The 23,675-nt window shown below is 54.4% G+C and carries 19 protein-coding genes; 8 read left to right on the forward strand and 11 right to left on the reverse strand.

Features of this window, described 5'->3' with window-relative positions; translation table 11 throughout:
- Position 1: 1 nt before the first annotated feature.
- On the reverse strand, positions 2-229 hold the full coding sequence (locus tag CPH80_RS23350; RefSeq protein ID WP_227520157.1) for a DUF6351 family protein: 228 nt from the start codon (positions 227-229) through the stop codon (positions 2-4).
- On the reverse strand, positions 135-2,054 hold the full coding sequence (locus tag CPH80_RS13515) for a DUF6351 family protein (protein ID WP_096278562.1): 1,920 nt from the start codon (positions 2,052-2,054) through the stop codon (positions 135-137). The genes CPH80_RS23350 and CPH80_RS13515 overlap by 95 nt, the downstream gene beginning before the upstream one ends.
- 209 nt (positions 2,055-2,263) lie before the next feature.
- Between CPH80_RS13515 and CPH80_RS13520 the strand changes: the two genes are divergently transcribed.
- Positions 2,264-3,088, forward strand: coding sequence for an SDR family NAD(P)-dependent oxidoreductase (locus tag CPH80_RS13520; RefSeq protein ID WP_096278564.1), 825 nt, complete (start codon positions 2,264-2,266; stop codon positions 3,086-3,088).
- 12 nt (positions 3,089-3,100) lie between these two features.
- Here CPH80_RS13520 and CPH80_RS13525 read toward each other — a convergent pair whose 3' ends face one another.
- Positions 3,101-4,159 carry an AraC family transcriptional regulator gene (locus tag CPH80_RS13525; RefSeq protein WP_096278566.1) on the reverse strand — a complete coding sequence of 353 codons (1,059 nt, stop codon included), beginning with the start codon at positions 4,157-4,159 and terminating at the stop codon, positions 3,101-3,103.
- Positions 4,160-4,303: 144 nt separating this feature from the next.
- Between CPH80_RS13525 and CPH80_RS13530 the strand changes: the two genes are divergently transcribed.
- The 5 genes from CPH80_RS13530 to CPH80_RS13550 all read left to right on the forward strand — a co-directional run bounded on the left by CPH80_RS13530 (position 4,304) and on the right by CPH80_RS13550 (position 11,626).
- Positions 4,304-6,127: a hypothetical protein gene (locus CPH80_RS13530; RefSeq protein WP_096278568.1), complete on the forward strand. Its 1,824-nt coding sequence runs from the start codon at positions 4,304-4,306 to the stop codon at positions 6,125-6,127.
- 256 nt (positions 6,128-6,383) lie between these two features.
- The gene (locus tag CPH80_RS13535; RefSeq protein ID WP_096278570.1) at positions 6,384-8,000 is read left to right on the forward strand and encodes a cbb3-type cytochrome c oxidase subunit I; all 1,617 of its coding nucleotides are present in this window, start codon (positions 6,384-6,386) and stop codon (positions 7,998-8,000) included.
- On the forward strand, positions 7,997-8,602 hold the full coding sequence (locus CPH80_RS13540; protein WP_096278572.1) for a cbb3-type cytochrome c oxidase subunit II: 606 nt from the start codon (positions 7,997-7,999) through the stop codon (positions 8,600-8,602). Before CPH80_RS13535 ends, CPH80_RS13540 begins: the two co-directional genes overlap by 4 nt.
- Positions 8,603-8,610: 8 nt before the next feature.
- The gene (locus tag CPH80_RS13545) at positions 8,611-9,369 is read left to right on the forward strand and encodes a cytochrome c (RefSeq protein ID WP_096278574.1); all 759 of its coding nucleotides are present in this window, start codon (positions 8,611-8,613) and stop codon (positions 9,367-9,369) included.
- 1 nt (position 9,370) lies between these two features.
- Positions 9,371-11,626 (forward strand): heavy metal translocating P-type ATPase, encoded by a 2,256-nt coding sequence (locus CPH80_RS13550; RefSeq protein WP_096278576.1) that lies wholly within the window; start codon positions 9,371-9,373, stop codon positions 11,624-11,626.
- On the opposite strand, the gene CPH80_RS13555 is transcribed toward CPH80_RS13550, so the two are convergent.
- The gene (locus CPH80_RS13555; RefSeq protein ID WP_096278578.1) at positions 11,607-12,626 is read right to left on the reverse strand and encodes a tellurite resistance/C4-dicarboxylate transporter family protein; all 1,020 of its coding nucleotides are present in this window, start codon (positions 12,624-12,626) and stop codon (positions 11,607-11,609) included. The genes CPH80_RS13550 and CPH80_RS13555 overlap by 20 nt on opposite strands.
- Before the next feature lie 204 nt (positions 12,627-12,830).
- Between CPH80_RS13555 and CPH80_RS13560 the strand changes: the two genes are divergently transcribed.
- The gene (locus CPH80_RS13560) at positions 12,831-14,396 is read left to right on the forward strand and encodes an EAL domain-containing protein (RefSeq protein ID WP_096278579.1); all 1,566 of its coding nucleotides are present in this window, start codon (positions 12,831-12,833) and stop codon (positions 14,394-14,396) included.
- 8 nt (positions 14,397-14,404) lie between these two features.
- Here the strand turns inward: CPH80_RS13560 and nhaD are convergent, their stop codons facing one another.
- The 7 genes from nhaD to CPH80_RS13595 form a co-directional block, all read right to left on the reverse strand.
- Positions 14,405-15,913, reverse strand: coding sequence for a sodium:proton antiporter NhaD (gene nhaD, locus CPH80_RS13565; protein ID WP_096281618.1), 1,509 nt, complete (start codon positions 15,911-15,913; stop codon positions 14,405-14,407).
- 177 nt (positions 15,914-16,090) lie between these two features.
- Entirely contained in the window at positions 16,091-17,893 is a 1,803-nt protein-coding gene (locus CPH80_RS13570) for an AMP-dependent synthetase/ligase (RefSeq protein ID WP_096278581.1), read from the reverse strand.
- Positions 17,890-18,699 carry an ABC transporter ATP-binding protein gene (locus tag CPH80_RS13575; RefSeq protein WP_096278583.1) on the reverse strand — a complete coding sequence of 270 codons (810 nt, stop codon included), beginning with the start codon at positions 18,697-18,699 and terminating at the stop codon, positions 17,890-17,892. The genes CPH80_RS13570 and CPH80_RS13575 overlap by 4 nt, the downstream gene beginning before the upstream one ends.
- Before the next feature lie 8 nt (positions 18,700-18,707).
- A complete protein-coding gene (locus CPH80_RS13580; RefSeq protein ID WP_096278585.1) occupies positions 18,708-19,916 on the reverse strand; it encodes an ABC transporter substrate-binding protein in 1,209 nt (402 codons plus the stop codon).
- Between the two features lie 36 nt (positions 19,917-19,952).
- Positions 19,953-20,996, reverse strand: coding sequence for a branched-chain amino acid ABC transporter permease (locus CPH80_RS13585; RefSeq protein ID WP_096278587.1), 1,044 nt, complete (start codon positions 20,994-20,996; stop codon positions 19,953-19,955).
- A gap of 1 nt (position 20,997) precedes the next feature.
- On the reverse strand, positions 20,998-21,876 hold the full coding sequence (locus tag CPH80_RS13590) for a branched-chain amino acid ABC transporter permease (RefSeq protein ID WP_096278588.1): 879 nt from the start codon (positions 21,874-21,876) through the stop codon (positions 20,998-21,000).
- The gene (locus CPH80_RS13595) at positions 21,877-22,692 is read right to left on the reverse strand and encodes an ABC transporter ATP-binding protein (protein ID WP_096278590.1); all 816 of its coding nucleotides are present in this window, start codon (positions 22,690-22,692) and stop codon (positions 21,877-21,879) included.
- A 157-nt stretch (positions 22,693-22,849) separates the two neighbouring features.
- Between CPH80_RS13595 and CPH80_RS13600 the strand changes: the two genes are divergently transcribed.
- Positions 22,850-23,644, forward strand: coding sequence for an enoyl-CoA hydratase/isomerase family protein (locus tag CPH80_RS13600; RefSeq protein WP_096278592.1), 795 nt, complete (start codon positions 22,850-22,852; stop codon positions 23,642-23,644).
- Positions 23,645-23,675 lie beyond the last annotated feature (31 nt).

A 23,675-nucleotide genomic window follows, 5' to 3' on the forward strand; every position in this document is an offset into this window, starting at 1 on the left:
CTTACGGCCGGCCCTGATCGGGGCGACTGTAGTCACAGACACCGCCAGGGAAGATTCCGTTCAGTCGTGCAGTTTCCTCCCCAGTAAACGAGACACCGGCGTAGGTGCCGTCTGTTAGTGCCGTTTCGACGGCCTTAAGAGCGCACTTGAAAACACTGCCTTCGATCGGCCCGCCAGCGAACCATGCGTGATGTAGTGTAGGTCTCGAACTTCTCGATACAGGCGCCATCAGGCTGATAGCCAAGAATACCGTTCCAGACACCATCTCCCGTTGGGTCTGAACTCTTATCCGGCTTCGGTTCTTTCGGATTCGAGGTGTCAGTCGGCCGGGTATCGGTAAACCAGATTACCTGATTGTCGGCATTCCCCATTTTGTTGATGATGCGCTGGCGAACAGAGAAGGATTGGTGGCTGTTGTGCATATCCAACACCTCCTCTAGGTAATGCCGCGAGTCGATTACCGGCATATTCAACTCACCGTCAAACTCCATGCCGGATTCATAGGCGGCCTGAATGGCTTTCAGGTCGCCCTTTGTGCGCGGTGCTGGTTGGGCGCCATCTGGGCTCAGGTTCATGTTACGGAAGCTCCAGGGATCGAATTCGACGCGGCCTGCCTGGACATCTTCCTCTGAGCCAATGAAAGGAAACCCCTCCTGCACCATTTCAGAAGGGTGCTTCCAGCCGCCAATCTGGGCGTTCAGCTTCAGAAACTCGTCTCGGGTAATATTGCTATCACGTAACGCTCCGAGCCCATACTGCACACCCACGTTGTCATCCAGAGTGCGAGGGTTTCCGTTCTCATCGACACCGTAGATATTTCTCAGGTCGTCGTAGTGACTCCATTGAACGGTTTTCATCACACCATCGGGCTGCATCAGTTGTTGGTTACGGGCCTCTCCGAACGACGGGTTCATCACCAACGGTGTCAAACCGCGCCATGCGGGTACGCATTCGGTCATTCCCGGGGCCGTGCTGAACCCCAGCATGGTCTTCGCCTCCGCAAACGGATCCGTATAAGCATCGGTGGCATTCAGGCCCACAAGCCAGGTTCGGTTAGTGGTTGTCTGCCATTTGGCGTTGTCTTTGTCAGTGACATCCATGTAGTACTCCAGCAGGTCGGGATGGTTCTGGGAGTAAACATACTGCTGAATACCGCCCCCAGAGCCGCCAATGGCCACGGTATAGTCGGGCACGCCGAAGCGTTTGATGAAGTGCTCTTTCACCATCAGCGCCGTTTCGCCGCCTTCAAAATGAAACAGAAGCCGTCCGTTCCAGTTTTCAGTGGCTGCATCATCGGTTTCGTCTCCCAACGATGCCAAGGTGGCAAAGCTGTAGATAAACCGGTTAATGGTGCCCCGCTCCTGCCGCACGATGAAATCAACGGTGCGGCCATCGGTGAGCTCTGTGGTCGCCATATCCGCAGGCCGGGAGCCGTCATCGGGCAAGGGAGCCCAGTTTCCTTCGGTCGTGCGATAAACAAACTCCACGTAGGAGTCAATCGAGCAGTCCTTGCTTAAACCAATCTGGTTATCGCTGCTATCCATAACCGGAAAGCCGGCATCACCGATGGTATCTACTAGGGGCTGCTTATTTAGTTCTGTGGTGACCGTACAAACGAATGGATACTGATGCGGCCCCGAGAAAATTGGCCCAGTTACTGGGTAAGCCTTCAGCGTAAGATCACTTAGCGGCCCGTAGTCAACATGATGGAGTTCCAACCGATTTTCACCCTGGGAAAGCCCTGCCACAAGAATTTCCGGGCCATTACGTCCCTCTCGTAGCACGGGGCTGATTTTGGCGTCATTAAGCCAGAACTCCAGGTTGTTCTTTTCGGCTGCAATCGTGGCAGGCTCGCCTTCAAGGCCAATCAGCACAGTATCACCACTGACTTGATCTGGAGCGCTGGACAGGCTGGTGAGATCAAGATCTGGCGGGTTGTCGCCCGGCCCTGATCCCGGTTCGGACGGGCTGTTGGATCCATCGAAGCAGCCGCTGAGCAGTAATGTTATAAAGCCTGTGGCCAAGCCAAACCGCGCTATTTTACTGTTACGCATAACAATCTCTTCCTTGTTGTATTGTCGTTGGGCGTATCAGCGAGTATAGAAGCGGAAGGGGTATTGCGACAGAAACAGATTAAGGAAAAATCTCAAGATCGTCACACTTCATCAAACAGTTGGCGTGATTTATCAATTATCGCACCGCGAGTTTCAGTAGCATCCCTCAACACTAAACAGACCGACCATCAGTCCCGGAGATTTGTGCGATGAAAACCTACAACCACGTGATGATTACCGGTGGCGGCAGTGGCTTAGGCTTGGGTATGGCGTTGAGGTATCTGAAGCGGGGCTGCCAGGTGTCTGTGCTCGATATCACTATGTCTAATGAAAGCCACGGCCAGCTAGATGTGGCCGCCGGCGATGGGCAAACTTCCTGGCAATTCCACACTACAGATATTACCGATTTTGATCAGACTCAGGCATCCATTTTGGCGGCTGTGGATATCTTTGGCGCCCCCGACCTTGCCATCAACTCCGCCGGTGTGGTGATTAACAAAGCGTTTGTGGACATGGAGCCCAGCGAGTTTCGCCGGGTTGTCGACATCAACCTTAACGGCAGCTACCACTTTGCTAAAGCCGTGCTGCCAACCATGCAGCCCGGCAGCCGGCTGGCGTTGGTGGCGTCCATTGCCGGCCTTACCAGCAACTACGCTTACGCTGCCTATGGCGCGTCGAAATTCGGCGTAGTGGGTCTAGCCACCACCCTGCGCTACGAATATGAGCCTCAAGGCATTCATATAAGCTGCATCTGCCCGCCAGAAGTCAAAACACCCATGGTGGCAAAGGAGCTTGAGGATGGAAATCCTGTGTCCCTTGAGCTCAAAGCACTGGCGGGCTCACTGGAGCCTGACAGCGCCTGCGACCAAATTGTTGCGGGGTTAGATGCCGGACGTTGGCAGATTATCCCAGGTTTATCTGGCAAGTTGACGGCCTTTGGTGCGCGCTATCTGCCCGGGCCGTTCAATGCGATTATGCTGCGACTGATAGGCAGAGCCCTGCGTAGACATGGGGTGCACAAAGATACGGCTTAGCCTTTAAGCTCTCTAATTTTTAACCCAAGCGGGCAGCTTCCGCCGAGTGACCAGCCGGCGGGATGACGTATTAATACCTTCGTCTTTACGCCACTGCCTTGGGCTTTTGCCATACCAGCGATGAAAAGCTCGGGAGAACGCCACAAGATCCCCATAACCCAGCATGCCCGAAAGCTGGGTGAGGTTGACATCAGACTCCCTCAGATAGCGCGTTGCCATGTTCTTTCGCGTATTTTCCAGCAACCGCTGAAAGCTGGTTCCCTCATCTGCCAGGTGCCGCTGCAACGTTCGGCGGCTGAGCATCATGTAATCTGCCACTTGCTCTACCGTCACCCGCCCATTTGGCAAAAAACTGCTGATCAGATGCTGCACATAGGCTGGCAGCTCCTTTAGAGACATCTTGTCCAACTTCTCCATATGCTGCCGCATCAAGCTGTGGAGTACAGGGTCAGACTCACTCAGAGGTGCACTTAGACAACCCACATCGAATACGCAGCCATTGGTCTCACTATTAAACTGCGGTACCAAGCCCAGCAATCGCCGGTAATTGGCAAGATCGGCTCCCGGGGCACTTTGCAGATAAACCGCACTGGGCTGCCAGCTCTTACCCAGTAGGGTATGCAGCAATTGTTTGCCCACGCCTATAGCCAACTCAATCGCCTGCCGGCCGGTCGCTTCGCTCTCCAAGGTCGGTTTATAGCTCAACACGACTAGGCTGCCGTGTTGTTCAATGGTCACTAGAGCACCACTGGAGTGCAGGTGATAGAAGTCTGTTAGCTCGATCAAGGATTCCAGAACCGTTTGGGCGTTTTTAAGCAGATACAGCAAAGGGCCAAATATATCGACACCCTGAAATAACCCATACTCTAGCCCAAACAGAGGGTTACCCGATTTACTCGCACACAGTTCCATCAGCTTCTCAACGCGCTGATAAGAGATCAGGCTTTCTGGATGCTCGAGTACATCGCCCGGCAAGCCAGCGAGTTCCAGCATCTGCTGATAATTCAGCCCGTTTTGTGTCGCAAACTCATCGAAACGGGCAAGGGATGAGGCACGTGAGAATTGAGTCATAAAGGCAGCATCCGATACTTTGGCGCAAAAAATCAAGTTTATGGCGCGAAAAGCAATGTTAGAGCAAGAAAATTAGGCGATTATGAGTGCACTATTCGATACACCCCATGTAAGCAACACCGCAAGTCTGCGAGGGCGAACATCATGACAATAAAAAAACTCCACACACTCATTTTACCGTTAGCACTGACATTGCTAGCTGCCCAGGCGCACGCTGCCTCTGTTCAACTCTCCGGCCAGGTCACCCTGGCTGACCTAGCGCCGGAAGGTGAACCAACCAACGCGGCGGATTCGGTGCCAGATAGCGTTGTTGTGGGCGGTGCCATGATTACCGTCACCGATAGCCGCGGCGTTTCTGTCACCACCTATTCCGCCGCAAATGGCGCTTGGGAACTCAAGCAAGACTCCCTGCAACCGCCACTGACCCTGCGTGCCCGAGCCGGTGCCGCCTACGCCGATACCACGCTGAACATCGAACCCGGCGCTCAGTCGTCTATAATACTGCAATTAGAGAAGCTCACCGACCCAAAGGCTATCTCAGCGCGCCTTACTGCCAGCGCCCACGCTTCAGCTGTAGATTGGCAGGATGCGGACACAAAACAAGATTTCATCAGCCAGTGTCATTTCTGCCACCAGATTGGTAACGCCTCCACCCGCGTAGAAAAAACCGAAGAACAGTGGCGCGACACTCTTGAGCGCATGCAGGGTTATGGCGCAATGCTGACCTGGCAGAACGAAGACGATTTTGCCAAAACCCTCTCGGCCAACTTTAACGGCGAGCCGGTTCCGGCGGTGCGCACCTTAGAGATGCACGACGGCCTTCCAGGGTCGGTGATGCGGGAATGGTCTTTTGGCGGGCCAATCAACTATGTTCACGACATTGAAATCAGCAAGGAAGATGGGCTTATTTACGGCGTGGATATGAGCGCGGATAAAATCTGGATTCTCGATCGCACGACGAACGAGATTGAAGATGTTCAGTGGCCTGCCAACGATCTTCCCCTAGGCGGCATGTTTGCCGGAGCCGTGGCACCGCTAGGCACGTTTGCGGCCTACCACGGCCCCCACTCGATTATTGAAGGGCCAAAGGGCAAGCTGTACACCACCAACTCACTGGCCTCTGAAATCGGCATTTTCGACCCAAAAACCCGAGAAACGGACTTTGTAAAACTCGGTGGCGACACGGTGTACCCACACACTTTGAGATTCGATGACCAGGGCATTTTGTGGTTCACCGTGGCGCTGTCTAATCAGGTTGGCCGACTGGATCCTGAGACCCGCGAGTTCACCATTATTGACCTACCCTCCAATGGCGCCTGGCGCTGGGTGGCCGATGCCATGCTGCCAACCATACTCAAGGTGGCCTCCTGGTTCGGCAAAGAGGATATGCACGTAGCGCTTTCCCATCACAAGATAACCGGCGAAGGCCGCGATGTGCTTAACCTGCCCTATGGCATAGACGTTAACCCGATCGACGGCATGATCTGGTACTCAAAGCTGTACGCAGGCCGTATTGGCAAGATAGACCCAAAAACCCTTGAAGTAACCGAATTCGAGACCCCCTACCCGGCACCCAGGCGCCTGCGGTTTGCAAAGGATGGCACCCTGTGGATCCCGTCTTTTGAAAGCGGTGTGCTGATGAAGTTTGACCCAGCAACCGAGACATTTACTAAAAGCTACGAGCTTCCGGTACTGGCCAAGGGCGAATATGAAACGCCCTATGCAGTTGCGGTGGAGCCGAGCACACAGCACGTGTGGATTGCCGCCAATATGTCGGACCGCATACTGCGTTTCGATCCAGTAGCTGAAACCTTTCAGGCCTACCCGAGCCCGACCCGGGTAACCTTTCTGCGGGACTTTATTTTCACTCCAGACGGCGACGTATGCACCAGTAACGCAAACCTGCCCGCCAGCGCCATTGAAGGTGGACGCGCAAAGTTCATGTGCCTGACACCTGCCCGCAACTGATTCTCGGCACCTAATTTACCCTGACAGCTGGTTGAGTTTTCGCTCTCCTTCAACTGGCTGTCAGGGTGCTTCAACAGCCATTACTTGATTTAGAACAAGCGCCACCATCGCCCCATCACCTCAGCCGCGTTATTGTAATGCGACTCTTCGTTACCTTCTAAGAAAATACAAATACAGCTGTTAAAGCCAGTATTCATTTGAATCATAATGCTGCCTGCCAGTAAGATGTATTTGTAATGAATCAACAGGAAAACATATGACGCCTACCATCGCCATTCTCCTGATCATCACCTTCGTGCTCTCGACGGTTGGTCTGTTGCTGCTAATTTGGTCTATCGCCAATAATCAGTTCAGCCACGGCGAGGAAGCCGCACGCACTATTTTCTCCCCCGGTGAGGAAGGCCACAGTGAAGACCCGGCGCGAGCTTCCGACCCGACCTTTACCGGCGACAACACTGAACAGGCAGCCGCCATCAAAGCACGTTGGTCCGCAGACCAGTCATCGAAAACGTCGGTGTTAACCTGGCTGAGTTCGTCGATTTTCTGGCTGCTTTTGGGCTCAGCTTTCGGCCTGATGTCGTCCATTAAAATGCATCTGCCGGAGTTTCTGGCCGCCAGTGAGTTTCTCACCTTCGGCCGGGTACGCCCTGTGCACCTGAACGCCGTCACTTACGGCTGGGCCTCCATGGCAGGCATTGGCGTGGCGCTTTTCCTGATCCCCCGGCTGTTCAAAACCTCTCTGGTCGGCGGAAAATATGCCGTATTTGGCGCTGCCATCTGGAATATCGGCCTGGTTCTCGGGCTGGTGGCTATTACGCTTGGCTTCTCCGACGGTGAGGAATGGTTGGAGTTTCCGTGGCAGATAGACATTCTGTTCGTGTTCGGCGGCGGTCTTTGCGCCATACCCTTGCTGTTAACCGCGGCCAACCGCCAGGTGGAGCATCTCTATGTAACCAGCTGGTATTTGATGGCTGCACTGGTGTGGTTTCCGATTCTGTTCCTGATTGCCAACCTGCCCTTTACTTTTCCCGGCGCATCCGGCGCCACCGTTAACTGGTGGTTCGCCCACAACGTTCTCGGGCTTTGGGTAACGCCCATAGGCATTGGTATTGCCTACTACATGATTCCGAAAATCCTTGGCAGGCCGATTATCTCCTACCAACTGTCGCTGATCGGCTTCTGGTCGTTGGCGCTGTTCTACAGCCAAGTGGGCATTCACCACTTGATTGGCGGGCCCATACCAACTTGGTTGGTTACCCTGTCGATCGTTCACAGTGTAATGATGTCGATTCCGGTCATTACCGTCGCTATTAACCACCACGGCACCATGATGGGTAACTTCAGCCGCCTGAAAGACTCGCCCACCCTTCGTTTTGTGTGGATAGGCGCTCTTATGTATACGGTAGCGTCGCTCCAAGGCTCCATGGAAGCGCTTCGCAGCGTTAACGTTATTACTCACTTTACCCACTACACCATCGCCCACGCGCACCTTGGTATGTATGCCTTCCTAAGCTTCATTCTGTTTGGCGCCGTGTATTTCATTATGCCGCGCCTCACCAATTGGGAATGGCCATGGCGCAGGCTGATCAGTCTGCATTTCTGGCTGGTGAGCGTCGGCATTGTAATTTACGTGGTGTCGCTAACCGTTACTGGCTGGAAGCAGGGCGTGGCGCTGCTCGATGCCGCAATGCCCTTCATGGATATTGTGCGTATGACAATCCCCGGGCTTCAGGCACGCACCGTTGGTGGCACTCTGATGACCCTGGGGCACATAGTGTTTGCGTTCCACTTCGTTGCCATGCTTATGCACCGTGGCAACGCTCAAGAGCAACCAACACTGTTCCGCCCTGCTGTTAAGGAGGCCACACGATGAAACATGCCCTCGCAATTATGGTCGGTGCGGCTCTTATTCTGTTGCTAGCCACGCTTACGCTGGTGGTTATGCCGTACTTACAAATGTCGGCAGAACAGGTTCCACCGGATCTCAAGCCCTACACAGAGCAACAGCAGCGTGGCCGGCAGTTGTATATAGCCAACGGCTGTGTCTACTGCCATAGCCAGCAACCACGGGACCCGGGTTTTGCGCCCGGAGACAGAGACCGGGGTTGGGGACGCCCTTCAGTACCCGGCGACTACGCTTACGATCAGCCGCACTTGCTGGGTACCATGCGTACCGGCCCTGATCTGTTCAACGTTGGCGCACGGCTACCCAGCATCGACTGGCAACTGCTGCATCTTTACAACCCGCGTACGATCCACAAAGACAGTATCATGCCGTCTTATCCCTTCCTGTTTCGCCATGTAGATGAAGCAGAGGAGGGTGACAAAGTGGTCTATCTGCCGGCGTCTTTTGGACCCGAATCCGGGCAGATTGTTGCCACCGAAGATGCACTCGCGCTCGCCGAATATATGCTCGCGCTTGACCATACCTATCCGGCACCTACCTTGCCGAAAATCGATAAACCCAAGGAGTAACGTGCGCCATGGACCAGCATGATCATCGCGCTCAGAACCGTGAAGCAGCCGAACCAGAAGAGGGCACTCGTGCCGTCCCAAAAATTGTCATTGCCTGGATAGCCGTTCTGATTGTCTGGGGTGTTGGCTACTACGCCTGGCAGATTGGCAAGCCTATGCTGGGTGGTGACAGCCGCACGCCCGTTGCAGCCGAGCATCAAGAATCTAAGCCCGCAGAAGTTGTAAGTTCTGTTAGCTCTGAAACTGCCGAGAGCGCCGACGCGGCGAGTTCAGAAGCGCCTAGCACTTCGAATTCAGTCGAGCCCAGCACGCCTGATCCAGAGAGCTCAGACGTTGCAAGCTCCGAGGATTCTAGCCCTAGCAACACAGCAAACACAGCAAGCGCAGAAGCGGATGGCGCAGCTATTTTCAGCGCTCAATGCAGTGCCTGTCACCAGGCTAATGGACAGGGTATTCCTGGCGCGTTTCCACCCTTAGCGGGAAGTGAATGGTTGCTGGGTGACCCAAATATCCCTATCGCCATCGTTCATGACGGTTTGCAGGGTGAAATTGAAGTTGCGGGCAATAAGTTCCAAGGCATGATGCCTCCGCTTGGAGGGCAACTCTCGGATGCAGAATTGGCAGCTGTGCTGACCTACGCTCGGAGCCAGTGGGGTAATAACGCAAGCGAGGTCAGCCCAGACGCGGTAGCTAAACACAAAGAGCGCTTTGGTGACCGTGGAAGCTGGTCTGCAGAAGAGCTAACGGAGGTTTTCGGGGAACCCTAAAATGCCCGATAGCAACGCGAACACGGCACAAGAGTCTCTGCACCAGAAGCCCGAGCAACAGGACATTCTGATGATAGAGGGGATGCGCTGTGGCAGCTGTGCCATCGCCGTTGAAGCTCTGCTGAAAAAGCAACCCGGGGTCAGTGACGCAGCCGTTAACTTTGCAGCCGACGTGGCCCTGATTTGCTGGGACAACGAAAAGCCGCCGCTTGCGGGCCTGCAGAAGGCCGTCGCGCGCCTGGGCTATCGACTGCATGGTTCGGTCGACGCCGAGCGAAGCAAACTCCAGGCAGAATCCGTGCGCAAGCATCTGCAAAGACGACTGGCCGTTGCCGTTGTTTTTGGCATGTGGAGCATGATGCCGGCTCTGCTAATCTATCTGGCGCCGTTCGGAGCGGTAGAGCCGGAGGTACTCTGGCCGCTCGCCTTGGCCAGCGGCCTGTTCGCGGTGCCGGTAGTGCTCTATTCCGGCTCCCACTTCTATCGAGTGGGTTGGCGCACGCTGATTGCGGGCGCACCTGGTCTCGACAGCCTGATTTTTATCGCAGTGTTTGCCGCCTGTATCATCTCGGCTTGGCAACTCGCCGCCGGCAGCCACCACGTGTATTTCGACGCTGCCGTCATGTTGATTACCTTCCAACTGATCGCAAGGCTGTTGGACACCAGCGTACGCCGGCGCGCCTCAGAGATTATTCGTCGCTACCTTCAAGATGTACCAGAGCAGGTCACCCTGAAAACCTCCAGCGGCCACTACGAAACCCGCCCAGCCAACGACGTTGAAACCGGCGAACGCATTATTCTAAAGGCCGGTGAACTGCTAGCTCTGGATGGCCAGATCATCCAAGGCCATGGACAGGCGGATCTGTCGATGCTAACCGGAGAACACCTGCCACAAGCCCTCGGGCCGGGTGCGGAAATGTTGGCAGGCTGTCAGCTAGTGGAAGGCGAACTCGAGCTGTCGGTAACCGCAGACATTGGCCAGCGCCGCATTGACCGCTTATCCCGATCCATCAGCGCCCTGCTCAGCCGAAAAACTACCCTGCAGCGACTAACAGACCGTATTGCCCGAATCCTACTACCCGTTATTTTAATCGCCGCCGTGCTGGCCGTGGCACTCGCCCTTGTTCAGGGTCTACCGGCCCCGGAGGCCGCCGCTCGTGGGCTCGCGGTCATGATCATTAGCTGCCCCTGCGCACTGAGCCTGGCCATTCCGCTAGTGATCACCATGGGCCACGCTCACATGGTAGACCGCGGCATCGTATTACGAGACCCCGCGGCGCTGGAAGCCGCCGCAGAGGTTGGCGCGATTGTCTTCGACAAAACAGGCACCCTAACCACCGGCGAGCCCAGCGTCGACAGCATTGCGCCAGCGGAGCAATGGACTAAAAACACATTGCTGGAGCTGGCACAGAATATTCTCTGTGAGTCCCATCACCCTGTCGCCAGAGGGCTTAGGGCAGAAAACGCATCCTCATCTGCAGCAATATCTGACGGCACCCGGGAAAGCATTGCAGGCGCGGGCACACGATGGATCAACGGCGGAGACACCGCCCTAGCTGGGCAAGCGGATTGGCTTCGAGAACAAGGGGTCGAAGTGCCAACCACCGAAGATACTGGAATGAACGTCCATATAGCCTGCAACGGGCGCTATGCCGGGAAGATCGGTTTTCAGGAAACCCTCAGACCAGAGGCTGCACCAACCATTGGGCAACTGACACGCCAAGGCTATGCCATCTATCTGCTCAGCGGCGATACCCGAAACGCCTGCCTGGAATTGGCGGAACGCCTTGGCATACCCAGTAAACACGTGCTTTCCGGTTACTCCCCCGAGCAGAAACACAGCTTTATGGAAAACCTCGAAAAGCAAACCAACGCGGTGTTCGTGGGTGACGGGCTGAACGATGGCCTAGCCTTGGCAGGTGCAAGACTAGGCATCGCCGTTGGCAACGCTGCCTCCGCCACTGGCGCAGCTGCCGCCGTTTATCTCACCGAAAGCATTGAAAAAGTGCCCGCTACTCTGTTGTTAGCTCAGCGAGCCCGCAAACTCATGCGCCAGAACCTGTTCTGGGCAGTAGGTTACAACGCCTTGGTTGTTCCACTGGCGGTTATGGGTTGGGTGCAGCCTGTTATTGCCGCCATCGCCATGTCACTCAGCAGCCTGTGTGTTCTACTCAACAGCCTGCGTATGCAAAAACAGGTGCCCGGTGACGCGCCAAAACGCTCACCAAATGCCAGTGTCACGGCTTCGCCGGCCTGAGCGACCGCAAGAGCCCAAAAAAGGTCACGGACCAGGCGACCAGAGAAAGGTAGAAAAAGCTAATGGGTATGAAGTCGAGGAAGTGAAAACCCAAGGCTCCCGCCATCTCATGGGTGCTGGCGGCATACATCCCCAAGGGAAACACGGCACCCCAGTACAAAGGGTCGTATTCCAGCGGGAATTTCTTGTACACATGTCGCCATATACCCAGGATAAATAACATGGGTATCCACCAGGTTCCCGTCGCCCAGTAGAAAACAGAAAAACCTTTCAAAAAGGGGAGTAATGAGTCTAGGAAAGGCGCGTCTTTCACGTTAACGATTAATAGCGAGCCGGCCAGTGTCGAAATCGCCATGGCACCCATGTTGATCCAGTACGGCGGCGCAAGATCACCTGGGGAAAACTTAAAAAACGTATAGCGATAGAAGATCAGCGACATCATCCAGATGTACAGCATGCCGCCCCACAGCCACATAGATAACGCCAAAAAGTTAACGCCCAGCTTATAAGGCTGCGGTATATCCACCGCGATTAACGCACTGAGAACGGCAATGGATTGCGTTGCGACTACCGCCAGCAACCACCCGCCCGTAATGCCCTTATCCAGAGTCGGTTTTTCTTCCTTTACCGTAAACGCTGTAAATATGGTGTAGGTCAGCGTCAGCCAGAGGATAATCGCAAAAATCCAAAGCACCCGACCGGCAAGGGTGTAATCCGTCAGGGTAATAAACTGACTGCCAAGAACACTAGCGCCGGCAGGTAGGGTGAAAAAGCCGGGGCCGCGAAGATGGTCTATAACATCGAGCAGAAACTCCCGGCGATAGATAAGAAGACGTGCAAGTGTGGCTATCCAAAGCACGCAAAAGAAGCACAGGTTCAGATAAAACAGGCCGATCGCCACCAAATCAAAACCCAGAAAATGAGCTGTCAACGATATGATGCCCGTTGCCATCACCATACCGAAGTAGGCCGGTGACAGGCCTTTCAAATCATGTGTCATACCGGCCCACCTGCACTAATTGGTCTGGAAACTGCCCTCTCTTAGAAGAACACAGTTTAGTTCACCGCTGGATCTGTTCAAACCCTATATCGGCACTAAGCATTAATACATTTTTCTAGCTAAATCTTCAGCTAAGGCCAGGACTATCCTCAAGCAACGAATTTCAACTATAGTGATTTAAAGCTCGCAGAGACATTTCTTTATATGCCCGGTGCTATTCAAACATTTCGCTGGATTCATGCCCTGACCACCGTGCTTACAGGCGTCGGTGTTTTTTCTCTCTATACTGCTGTCATTCTTGCCTTGGCGGGCCAGGGCCTGCTGGTATCCCAATCAGAAAAACTCGACGCTTTGATCTCGGAAACCGAAAAAATAGCGTTGGATGGCCGCTCGGTCATTAATCGGCTGAACGCTCAGGGCTTTGATCGCTGTACCCATGAGTTGCTTGATGTCATGCGGCGAGAGCTTTTTCTTGCCAGCCACGTAAGAGAGATCGGCTTTGTCAGAAACAACCTTGTGCTGTGCACAACAAGCCAAGGCATTCTGGAAACGCCGATAAAACAAGCTCCGTGGGACTTCATCAGCAAAAATGGCTTCAAATACTGGCCCGCTGTCCGCCTTGTTTTTTTTGGTGGTGAAATCAGCGCGGCGATTGCGGAGAAGGGCCAGTTCAATGTTGTCTTTGACAGCCGCTCCCTCGAGCAGTTGGCCATCACGAACAACCGCTGGGAACTTGTATACCGCGACAACCTTTCGCAGGCTCACCATACCTACGGAGACACCGGGTTGTTCCGTGATTTGGGCGAAAAACTGGGAGAAATTATTACGCCCGTGTCCACCTATTCCGAGGCATGCAGTGACATCATCCCCTATTGCGCAAGCACTGAAATAGAGCACTGGGACGTTATCAAACGTAATCAGGTGCTTGTGGCATTTCTGGTGTTAATTGGCCTGACTTTAGGCTACGGATCCGGCCTTGTATCTTGGTTGATTCTTAAAAAGCGGCTGAGCACAGAGCAACGAATAATTAGGGGCCTGAAGCACAACGCTTATTTCCCGCTGTACCAGCCTATCGTAGATTTGGAGAGCGGAAAGGTTGTTGGGTGTGAAGTTTTGGCTAGGTTTAAGGATGCCCATGGCGCTATCTATCCGGATGAATTTATTCCGGTACTGGCTAAAGCTCGTCTTGGCTGGTCATTTACCCAACTAATAATGCAGAGAACTCTGAAAGATTTGAATCCACGAACCGGGCTACCTGACGGCTTCAAGGTAAACTTCAACCTGTTCCCGTCTGACATTGCTCAAAACAGAATAAAAGACGCCAATATTTCCCTGGTTCTTGCTGCATCCCGGTTTCATGTAGCGTTCGAGATTACCGAGGACGAGCAACTGGACACGAACGCCGCCAGAGACTGTCTAGAATGGATCAAGCAACACGGCTTTGAACTGGCGGTGGATGATTTTGGCACCGGTTACTCCAACCTTTCAAAAGTGCGGGATCTGGGCTGCAACACCCTGAAAATTGACCGCAGCTTTGTGTTTGATATCGACTCCGGCGGCCTGGGCGCTGCACTTGTTCCGCTAATGATCCGAATAGCGGATGAGCTGGGCATGGAGGTTGTAGCTGAAGGCGTGGAAACCAGCGCCCAGGCAACCATTGTTCAGAATATGGGGATCAGGTTTGGGCAGGGCTGGGCATTTGGCAAAGCCATGCCCGCAAAAGAACTGGAGAAGTGTGTTGGAGCACGGAGCCCGTTCAGGGCTCCATGAAAAAAGCGTTAGAACAGGCTAGCGTTCAACCACATATGGGTCGCGATGGACGCTATGTATCCAAGGGCGATCACCGGTGTCCAACGCAGGTGCGTCATAATGGTGTAGTAGCCACGGGCTTGCCCCATAAGCGCTACGCCAGCCGCTGAGCCGATGGACAACAAAGAGCCGCCCACACCCGCCGTAAGCGTTACCAACAGCCACTGGCCGTGGGACATATCCGGTTCCATGGAGAGCACGGCAAACATCACTGGAATATTGTCAACGATGGCAGACAAAACCCCCACGGTTATATTAGCGCCCGTGGCGTTCCACCCTACATATAACAATTCGGATACCTCCGACAGGTAGCCGATGTACCCAAGCCCTCCCACGCAAAGCACAACGCCATAGAAAAACAGAAGGGTGTCCCACTCGGTTCGGGCCATGGGATTGAACGCATCGTATGGCACCGCGGCATCGAGTCGAGCCAGCAACCGGGTATTATGGTGGTTTTCTGCCCAAACACGCTCACGGGCAACACTACGCTTGAAACTCATACGTAGGTAGTAACCAAAAATCTGCAGATAAGCCAAGCCCATCATCATGCCAACCACAGCCGGCAGGTGCAGGAAGTTGTGCCCCAATACAGCGGTAGTGATGGTCAGCAGGAATAGCGCAACCGTGCGGCGAGCGCCACGCTTCATGATCACTGTATCCTTGGCTTTTCCCGGTGGCTCACCTGGCACGAAAAAGCTCATGATAATCGCCGGCACTAGGTAGTTGACGGCAGCGGGAATGAACAACCGGAAGAATTCAGTGAATTCCACCACGCCTTTCTGCCAGACCATCAGGGTTGTGATGTCGCCAAACGGGGAGAAAGCACCACCTGCGTTTGCCGCAATCACGATGTTGATACAACCAAGGCCAATGAAGCGCGGGCTGTTTTCACCCACCTTCATCAATACCGCGCACATCAGCAGAGCGGTGGTCAGGTTATCGGCAACGGGTGAAATAAAGAACGCCATCAACCCGGTAATCCAGAATAAGCTGCGATAACTCAAGCCTTTATTCACCAACCATCCGCGCAACGCATCGAAAAGCTGTCGCTCTTCCATGGCGTTTATATACGTCATCGCCACCAGCAAGAACAGTAATAGCTCGGAGTATTCTAGTAGGTTGCGCTTCAAGGCAGCATTGGCGCTTTCTGTATCGCCAGTCATGGCCGCGGCACCGGCAACCAAGAACCAGATCAGGCCCGCAGCCAGCAACACCGGCTTGGACTTACGCATGTGCAGTTTTTCCTCAAGCATCACGAAGGCGTAGGCGATCACAAAAATCGCTACGGCAATATAGCCCACCGGGTGGTGCGTGAAGCTTGTTACGCCAGATTCTGCAGCACTGGCAAAGGCGCTGAACCCCAACGAAAAAATTGCGGCAATAGTCAGTGCTACTCTCGTTACGAATCCTTTATTGGCAACGACACGGTTGTGACCCCGCCGGGCGGGTAGTTTTTCGGAACTGCTGTTTTCAGTCATGGTACCTAGCTCAAAAGTTGTGTGGGGCGCATTATCAATCAAAATAAGCTTAGCAAACCATATCTTCCGTCAAGTCGACTTGATCCAGGTCGTTCGCAAGCTATTATGTTTGAAATTTCACCTACAATGTCACTTTTGAGCGTTCGTAGTGCACTTGTACTCGTAGGGCGGCGTTTGTCAGCTATATAAAGACTCGATCACCTCTGTGTATTTTTCATAGATTTTGCTCCGGCGCACTTTCATGGTGGCGGTCACTTCATCATCGTCGTGATCCAGCTCTTTATTCAGCAGATGAAAACGCTTGATCTGTGCCACCTGCGGCAGCCGGTCGTTGCCTTTGCTCACCTCTTTCTGAATCAGCTCCTGAACCTTCTCATGCTCGGTCAGGCTGCGGAACGTGGTGTACGCAATCCGTTCCTGCTCCGCCCATTTTGCCGCTGTTTCAAAATCGACCTGAATCAGTGCCGAAACATACTTGCGGGCCTCGCCAACGACAATGCACTCCTTAATGTAAGGGCTCGCTTTAATCGTGTTTTCAATTTCCGTGGGCGATAGGTTCTTACCCCCGGCGGTAATCATGATGTCCTTGAGCCGGTCAACGATTCTCAGCTGCCCCTCCTGCCACTCACCCACATCGCCCGTGCGCAGCCAGCCGTCCTTGAGGGTAGCTTCTGTTGCCTCATCGTTCTTGTAGTAGCCTTTGAATACCGTGCCACCTCGCATAATGATCTCGTTCTGCTCACCCAGCGCCACCTCAAGCCCGGCAACCGCTGTACCGACCGTACCAAGACACACATTGTCCACCCGCTGGGCAGTCGCCACACCGGTGCTCTCAGTCTGGCCGTAAACTTCAACCAAGGGGATACCCAGGGTGCGGAAGAACTGAAGAATACCCGTGGAGATCGGTGCCGCGCCAGTAAGCGCGATGGTGCAGCGGCGCAATCCGATAAAATTCTGCAAAGCACGGAACACCAGCCAGTAATAAATGCTGTAGGTAAGCCGCTCCCCAAGGCTCCACTTTGCTTTCGGCTTGGTCATCATCGGCTCACAGGCTTTCATGGCGCTGTTAAAAAGCGCCTGCCGCAAACGCCCCGTTTCCTGCATTTTGATGTAGATAGACGAATGAAGCTTTTCCCATATCCGGGGAACACCGAGGAAAAATGTCGGTGCAAGCTCCCGAAGGTCTTCCTGAACCGTGCGCAGGCTTTCACCAAAACTCACCGCACTGCCCACATAGACAGGCGCGATGTTTGTCAAAGCCTGTTCCGCCACATGGCACAGCGGCAGATAGGATAAACTTGTACTGTGCTGATCCACACCCAGCCGCTCAACAAGCCCGGGCGCACCGGCGTGCAGATTGCCCCAACTGATCATCGCACCCTTGGGCCGGCCGGTAGAGCCGGAGGTATAGATCATAAGGGCAATATCATCCATCTGCTGGCTATCGAGCAGCTCGTTAATCAGCTCAGGATGGTTTTTCTCGAACTCCCTCCCCAAGGTCTCGATTTCTTCAAACGACGACGGCGGCGATGGATAGGCGCGCAATCCTTTGGGGTCAATAACAATGTTGTGTTTGAGCTGTGGCAGCTGAGGCCAGGCCTCCAGAACCTTATCGGTCTGCTCCTGATCTTCACACACCACGATTTCTGCATCGCTGTGCTCAAGCACATAGGCCACTTCATTCCAGGGGCTGGTAGGGTAAACCCCCACGCAGATACCTTTTACCAGGCCAATACCCATCTGAGCGATAACCCACTCCACCCGATTTTCCGACAGTATGGCAACGTGACCGCCCTCAGACAGCCCGAGCGCACGCAGGCCCAGGCCGTAGTGCCGCGCCCGCTGGTAATAATCCTGCCATGAGAGCGCGTACCAGATACCAAAATCTTTCTGCCGAAGCGCCAGCGTGTCCGGCCGTTCTGCTGCGTGAGCCCGGAGCATTTGGGTCAGCGTCAGATCGCGAACCTGTGGTGTTGTCATGACAGCCACCGCTTACGGCGTTTGTAATGTTTGATGTCCCGGTAACTGCGGGTCTCTCCCTCTTTACTTCCAACCCCCAGATAGAACTCCTGTACATCCTCGTTGGATGAAAGCTTATCCGCCGGGCCATCGATCACGATTTTCCCGTTTTCCATGATGTAACCATAAGACGCAATCGCCAGAGACACGGCCGCATTCTGTTCCACCAGCAGTATTGCGGTGCCCTGCTCCCGGTTTATCCGGGCAATAATGGTGAATATTTCTTCCACCAGCTGCGGGGCCAGGCCCAGGGACGGTTCATCCAGCATGATCAGTTCCGGCTGCGCAATCAGTGCACGGCCAAGAGCCAGCATCTGTTGCTCCCCGCCAGACAGGTAACCCGCCAATTGCTTACGACGGTCCCTGAGGCGGGGGAAATAGTTGTAGACTAACTCGTAGGAATCGTTCAGCGACTGCTTGCGCCCACTCAGCGCATAGGTTGCCGCAACAAGGTTTTCCTCAACGGTCAGATCCTCGAATACGCGACGCCCTTCCATCACATGAAAGAGGCCATCGCGAACCAGCTTTTCCGGTGCAACGCCCTTTATAGCGTGACCTTTAAAGCGGACATCTCCGGCCGTCACCTCGCCGTTCTCAAGGGCTAGCAACCCTGACACACTCTTCAGTGTCGTGGATTTCCCAGCACCGTTGGACCCCAGCAGCGCCACAATGGCGCCATGGGGAACACGCAGTGACAGGCCCCGGAGAACCTGCACCGCCTTGTTGTAAACCACTTCGATATTATCGATTTCCAGCAAGGCTTCCATACAGTGTCTCAGTCGAGGTGAATCCAGTCAGATACCGGCTCATAGCGGGCTTCTTTAGCGTTCACGCGCCAGATACGACCAACCGGGAACGACATGTCCTGCACCGTAACCGGAATGCCGATAATACCGCCGGTGTCCCAGTCTTTGATAGAGGCCAGAGACTCAGCCATGTTGTCGGCGGTCAGCTCCTTGCCGGCAGCCATGGTGCGCTTGATCACCTCAGTCCAGACCATCGCGTTAAACCAGCCCTGCATATAGCCAGTGGGGCGGTAGCCGGCATCCGGGTCGCTCTTTTCCGCCGTGGCTCGCAGTGCGTCGAGCATCGGGCCGCCTTCGGCGCTGTCATAATAGTTATATGGCATAACGCCCATGTAGCCATCGGCGTCTGCACCCATCTTGTTGATGATGAGCTTGTCGGTAGACCAGAAAGTGCCCATGAACTTGGTATCCAAGCCCATCTGCCGCATTTGCACCATGAACTCGTTTATGGGCGACAACACATAGCCGTGGAATACCACAAAGTCAGGGCGCACTCTGCGCAGCTTCAGTATCTCTGCAGACACATTCACACTGCCAGGCTTGGTGACAATTTCCTCTACAACTTTGATTCCCATCGCGGCGGCTTTGGCCTTGCCGTTTTCAATAGGGTCTTTGCCAAACTCGGTATCGCTGTATACAAATGCAACGGTAGGCATATCGCCATCTTTTCCTTGAGTCGCAATGTACTCAAGAATAATGCCGAACATCTGGCTGTAGCTCGGGCCGGGAATGAACTGGTACGGGTACTGTTCGTTGTCCGTCAGCGCGGTCGCGAATGATGCACCGCTCATCAGCGTGGTACCTCTGCTGTTCAGTTCCGAGGCGATTGTTTTCATGAACCCGGTGCTGTCGCCGTAGTAAACCGGGACCTTGTTGCTACCGGTGATTTTCTTGAAGGCGGCTACTGAGCGGTCGACTTCATAGCCGGTATCTTCCATTACATACTCAACCGGATGGCCGTTGATTCCGCCCTCGCTGTTGATCCAGGTTGTATAGTCGGTCAGGCCGGCGTGTAGGTGCACACCGGCAAAGGCGAACACGCCAGAGAGAGGTATGGAGCCACCAAATACGATGGGTTCTTTGTCTTGCGCCATTGCGGGCGCCGCTGCTACGAGGGCAGCGGCAATACTGCCGATACCTGCAAGCCTGCGGCTTTTACTGAGAATGTTTTTGAACATGTTTCTTCTCCTTGCGGCTTCTTATTGTTAAATCCACTAGTTCTTGAAGGGCCATAAACTGAAAAAGCGCCGTATACGGTGCCAAATCTCCGCCAGCCCGTGCGGTTCGAAAATAAGAAAGCCCACAATCAAGGCACCGAAGATGATTCCAAGCATCGGCGACATGAATACCGGAGCGTTCGGATAATACGGCGTGAGCGCAGTCGTGAGCATGCCGAGCAGTTCCGGGATCAGCGTCATGAAGGCTGCACCGAGGATACCGCCCAGCAAGTTCCCCATACCGCCAACAATGACGGCTGCCAGATAGAAAATAGACATCGAAAGCGGGAAGCTCTCGGGCGTGACGACTCGGTAAAAATAAGCAAAAAGACCACCCGCCACACCGGCATAAAACGAACTTAGCGCAAATGACATCAGCTTGTAGCGCAGCAGGTTAATACCCAGTATCTCAGCCGAAATATCGCGATCCCGGATCGCGATAAACGCCCGACCCGTGCGGGTACGGAATACGTTTTTGGCCGCAAATACCATCAATACCGCCAGCGGTACGATGATAAAGTACATCTGAAAATCGGTCTGAAACGTCAGCCCGAATAGGTGCGCAGGTTCAAGGCTCATGCCGCCCATTCCACCCGTGACAGACTCCCACTGAGCGAAAATAAAGTGCAGGAAAACACTGGCGGCCAAGGTAGCGATCGCCAGATAAAGCCCTTTGACCCTGAGGGACGGGAGCCCCACAAGAATACCGACAGCCGCCGCCAACAACCCAGCAAGCACCAGCGTGACCGGGAAAGGCAATGCGGTGTTCATAGACAGCCAGGCAACGGTATAGCCGCCCACCCCCATAAAGCCTGCCTGACCGAGGGAAATCAGCCCGGTAAACCCGGTCAGGATGTTAAGCCCCGTGGTACTGATAACCGCAATGCCCACCAGGCAACCCATATACAACAGATAAGCGTCGGCCATGAAAGGAAAGGCAGCAAGCGCAAGCAGAAAAAAGGCGAACCAGATTTTCTGGGTCGAACTGGTCCAGATGGCCTCATCGGCCTCATAACTCTGTTTGGCATCACCAATGCGCATTTTATACTCGCTCTATTTCGTGGGTGCCAAAAAGGCCATAAGGCCGGAGCACCAGAATCACTGCCAGCACCGCAAACGTTGCCGGCATACGATATTCACCGCCCAGGTATGCTCCTGCCACCGTTTCCAGCCAGCCAATAAACACTCCAGCAACCAGCGCACCGACAATGCTGTCCAACCCTCCAACAATCACGACCACCAGCACGCTGAGGCCAATGGCACCAAACTGCGGGCTGAGCCCACCGGTTGCCGCCACCAGCACACCCGCCAGAGACGCCGCGAGAGAACCAAACACCCACGCCAGGTTGAACACCCGGCGCACGTTGATGCCCATCGAATAGGCCGCAGCCTGATCGGAAGCAGTGGCCCGCAGTGCCACGCCACCGCGGGAGAAACGGAAATACAGCAGATAAACGATGAGCAGCGCAGCACCAATAAGGAAGCCGTAAGCAATCTTTGGCGCCAGGTACATCTCGCCTATAAACACCGGTGAGCGGGGCAAAAAGCTGGGCAGGAGCTGCGGATCTGCGCCCCATACCATTTCTACCAGCCCCACCAGAATACTGGCGATACCAATCGTGACCATCACCACCGCAATAGGGGATTCTCCGAGCATTGGCCGGATCATCACTTTTTCGATGACGCCCCCCAGAACACTCCCGCCAAGCACCGCCAGCGGCAGTGCAACCCAGGGCGACATTTCCATACCCCCAGCGAAGGTCAGAAACAGGTAGGCCGCGAACATCATAATCTCGCCGATGGCGAAGTTAATAACTCGGGTGGCTTTGTAAATGATCACAAATCCCAGCCCGATCAAGGCATAGAGACCGCCCATGGCGAGACCTGCCAGGCTGATCTCCCCAAAAAATAGCCAATCCATTCAAGCCACCTCACGTTCTGGGTTCAGCTTCTTGCGCAGGCTGTCCATATCGCTGGTGCCCAGATACGCTTCGATGACCTGCGGATTGTTCTGCACCTCCGCCGGCAGACCTTCCGCAATCACCTGGCCAAAATTAAGCACGGCAATATAATCGGAAATATCCATGACCATGCCCATGTCATGCTCAACCATCAGTACCGTTACGCCCCACTGTTCCCGGATATCAAGAATGAACCGGGCCATGTCTTCCTTTTCTTCACGGTTCATCCCGGCGACCGGCTCATCCAGCATCAGCACTTTTGGCCGCATGGCCAGGGCGCGAGCCAGCTCCACTCGTTTCTGAAGGCCATAGGACAAGCTGGCTACCGACTGGTGCCGTATATGGTCTATCTCCAGAAAATCGATGATGTGGCGTTCTACTTCCTGACGCACCGCCATTTCTTCGCGGCGTGCCGCCCCGAAATACACCAGAGAACCCAGCAGACCACTCTTCATGTGAACGTGGGCGCCCAGTTTGATGTTGTCGAGCACCGTCATGCCTCGGAACAGCGCTATATTTTGGAAGGTTCGTGCAAGGCCCAAGACCGCTCGGCCTGGCGGTTTTATTCCCGTGAGCGCCTTACCTTGATAGCTTATGGTGCCTTGCTGGGGTTTGTAAAAACCGGAGATGCAGTTAAAAAGCGATGTCTTGCCGGCGCCGTTTGGCCCGATCACAGTGGTTACGGTGTTTTCCGGAACCCGGAAGCTCACATCCTGTAACGCCTTCACACCACCGAACGAGAGCGAAAGATTGTCAATTTCGAGGATACTGGACATTATTACCCACACATCGGCAGATTATGATTATTGTTGTTTACGTTAACCTCAGGTTGATTTCCTGAGTCAGACTTTAAAGTAGCCTACTTTCATCAAAGAAAACAAGGCAGTCTGTTCTATAGTGACTCGAACACTCTCCGCGACGGGATCTACGACCATGACAGCCAGCCCGATTATCTCCACGCTTAATAAGCAAACCGGTGTCGCCACCCTGACGTTCAACCGCCCAGAAGTTCTTAATGCCATCAACATACCCATGGCTGAGGCGCTCCTGGAGGCAGTGAAGGCACTGCGTGAAGAACCGGGGTTACGCTGCATTGTATTGACCGGTGCTGGGCGTGCATTCATGGCGGGGGGCGATGTAGCCAGCATGTCCGGCACTCCAGAACAGACCAGAGACGTTATCAATGGCTTGCTCGTGCCAATCAACGAAGCGATTCTCCTGCTACGGAGCATGGACGCTCCGATAATTGCCGCTGTAAAAGGTGCCGCCGCAGGCGCCGGGCTGAGCCTCGCTCTCATGGCAGACATCATCGTAGCAGAGGAAAACGCACGATTTCTTATTGGCTACAATGGCATAGGCGCCGTACCAGATTGCGGCGGAACCTGGTTCCTGCCGCACAAAATCGGATCGGCACGCGCAACGGAAATGATGATGCTTGGGCGAACCCTGAGCGCAATAGAAGCGAAACAACTGGGTTTGGTGGCGGAGGTGTCACCGGAAGGAACATTTGACGAGGTTCTGGCGGCCACCCTCAATCGGGTTGCTAATGGGCCAACACAGGCTTTTGGTGCATTTCGGCGACTGATAGATGATGCCAGTGGAAGCCCCTTGGACATTCACCTGGAAGCCGAGCGGCAAGCGTTTCTGAAGATCGCCGAAACAGCTGACTTCGCAGAAGGCGTATCGGCGTTTCTAGCCAAGCGACCAGCCGCTTTTTCCGGCCAGTAACTGCGCTAATCCAGCAAATTGAATCCACCTT

Origin of the sequence: Marinobacter sp. LV10R510-11A, from assembly GCF_900215155.1 — a bacterium.
Lineage (GTDB): Bacteria > Pseudomonadota > Gammaproteobacteria > Pseudomonadales > Oleiphilaceae > Marinobacter.

Bases quoted from the DNA above. Each gene is read 5' to 3' on its own strand.
- CPH80_RS13515 (WP_096278562.1), bottom strand. From the start codon at position 2,054: ATGCGTAACAGTAAAATAGCGCGGTTTGGCTTGGCCACAGGCTTTATA.
- CPH80_RS13525 (WP_096278566.1), bottom strand. From the start codon at position 4,159: ATGACTCAATTCTCACGTGCCTCATCCCTTGCCCGTTTCGATGAGTTT.
- CPH80_RS13585 (WP_096278587.1), bottom strand. From the start codon at position 20,996: ATGCGCATTGGTGATGCCAAACAGAGTTATGAGGCCGATGAGGCCATC.
- CPH80_RS13520 (WP_096278564.1), top strand. From the start codon at position 2,264: ATGAAAACCTACAACCACGTGATGATTACCGGTGGCGGCAGTGGCTTA.
- CPH80_RS13600 (WP_096278592.1), top strand. From the start codon at position 22,850: ATGACAGCCAGCCCGATTATCTCCACGCTTAATAAGCAAACCGGTGTC.
- CPH80_RS13530 (WP_096278568.1), top strand. From the start codon at position 4,304: ATGACAATAAAAAAACTCCACACACTCATTTTACCGTTAGCACTGACA.
- CPH80_RS13540 (WP_096278572.1), top strand. From the start codon at position 7,997: ATGAAACATGCCCTCGCAATTATGGTCGGTGCGGCTCTTATTCTGTTG.
- CPH80_RS13580 (WP_096278585.1), bottom strand. From the start codon at position 19,916: ATGTTCAAAAACATTCTCAGTAAAAGCCGCAGGCTTGCAGGTATCGGC.
- CPH80_RS13555 (WP_096278578.1), bottom strand. From the start codon at position 12,626: ATGACACATGATTTGAAAGGCCTGTCACCGGCCTACTTCGGTATGGTG.
- CPH80_RS13590 (WP_096278588.1), bottom strand. From the start codon at position 21,876: ATGGATTGGCTATTTTTTGGGGAGATCAGCCTGGCAGGTCTCGCCATG.
- CPH80_RS23350 (WP_227520157.1), bottom strand. From the start codon at position 229: ATGGCGCCTGTATCGAGAAGTTCGAGACCTACACTACATCACGCATGG.
- CPH80_RS13550 (WP_096278576.1), top strand. From the start codon at position 9,371: ATGCCCGATAGCAACGCGAACACGGCACAAGAGTCTCTGCACCAGAAG.
- CPH80_RS13560 (WP_096278579.1), top strand. From the start codon at position 12,831: ATGCCCGGTGCTATTCAAACATTTCGCTGGATTCATGCCCTGACCACC.
- CPH80_RS13575 (WP_096278583.1), bottom strand. From the start codon at position 18,699: ATGGAAGCCTTGCTGGAAATCGATAATATCGAAGTGGTTTACAACAAG.
- CPH80_RS13595 (WP_096278590.1), bottom strand. From the start codon at position 22,692: ATGTCCAGTATCCTCGAAATTGACAATCTTTCGCTCTCGTTCGGTGGT.
- CPH80_RS13570 (WP_096278581.1), bottom strand. From the start codon at position 17,893: ATGACAACACCACAGGTTCGCGATCTGACGCTGACCCAAATGCTCCGG.
- CPH80_RS13535 (WP_096278570.1), top strand. From the start codon at position 6,384: ATGACGCCTACCATCGCCATTCTCCTGATCATCACCTTCGTGCTCTCG.
- nhaD (WP_096281618.1), bottom strand. From the start codon at position 15,913: ATGACTGAAAACAGCAGTTCCGAAAAACTACCCGCCCGGCGGGGTCAC.
- CPH80_RS13545 (WP_096278574.1), top strand. From the start codon at position 8,611: ATGGACCAGCATGATCATCGCGCTCAGAACCGTGAAGCAGCCGAACCA.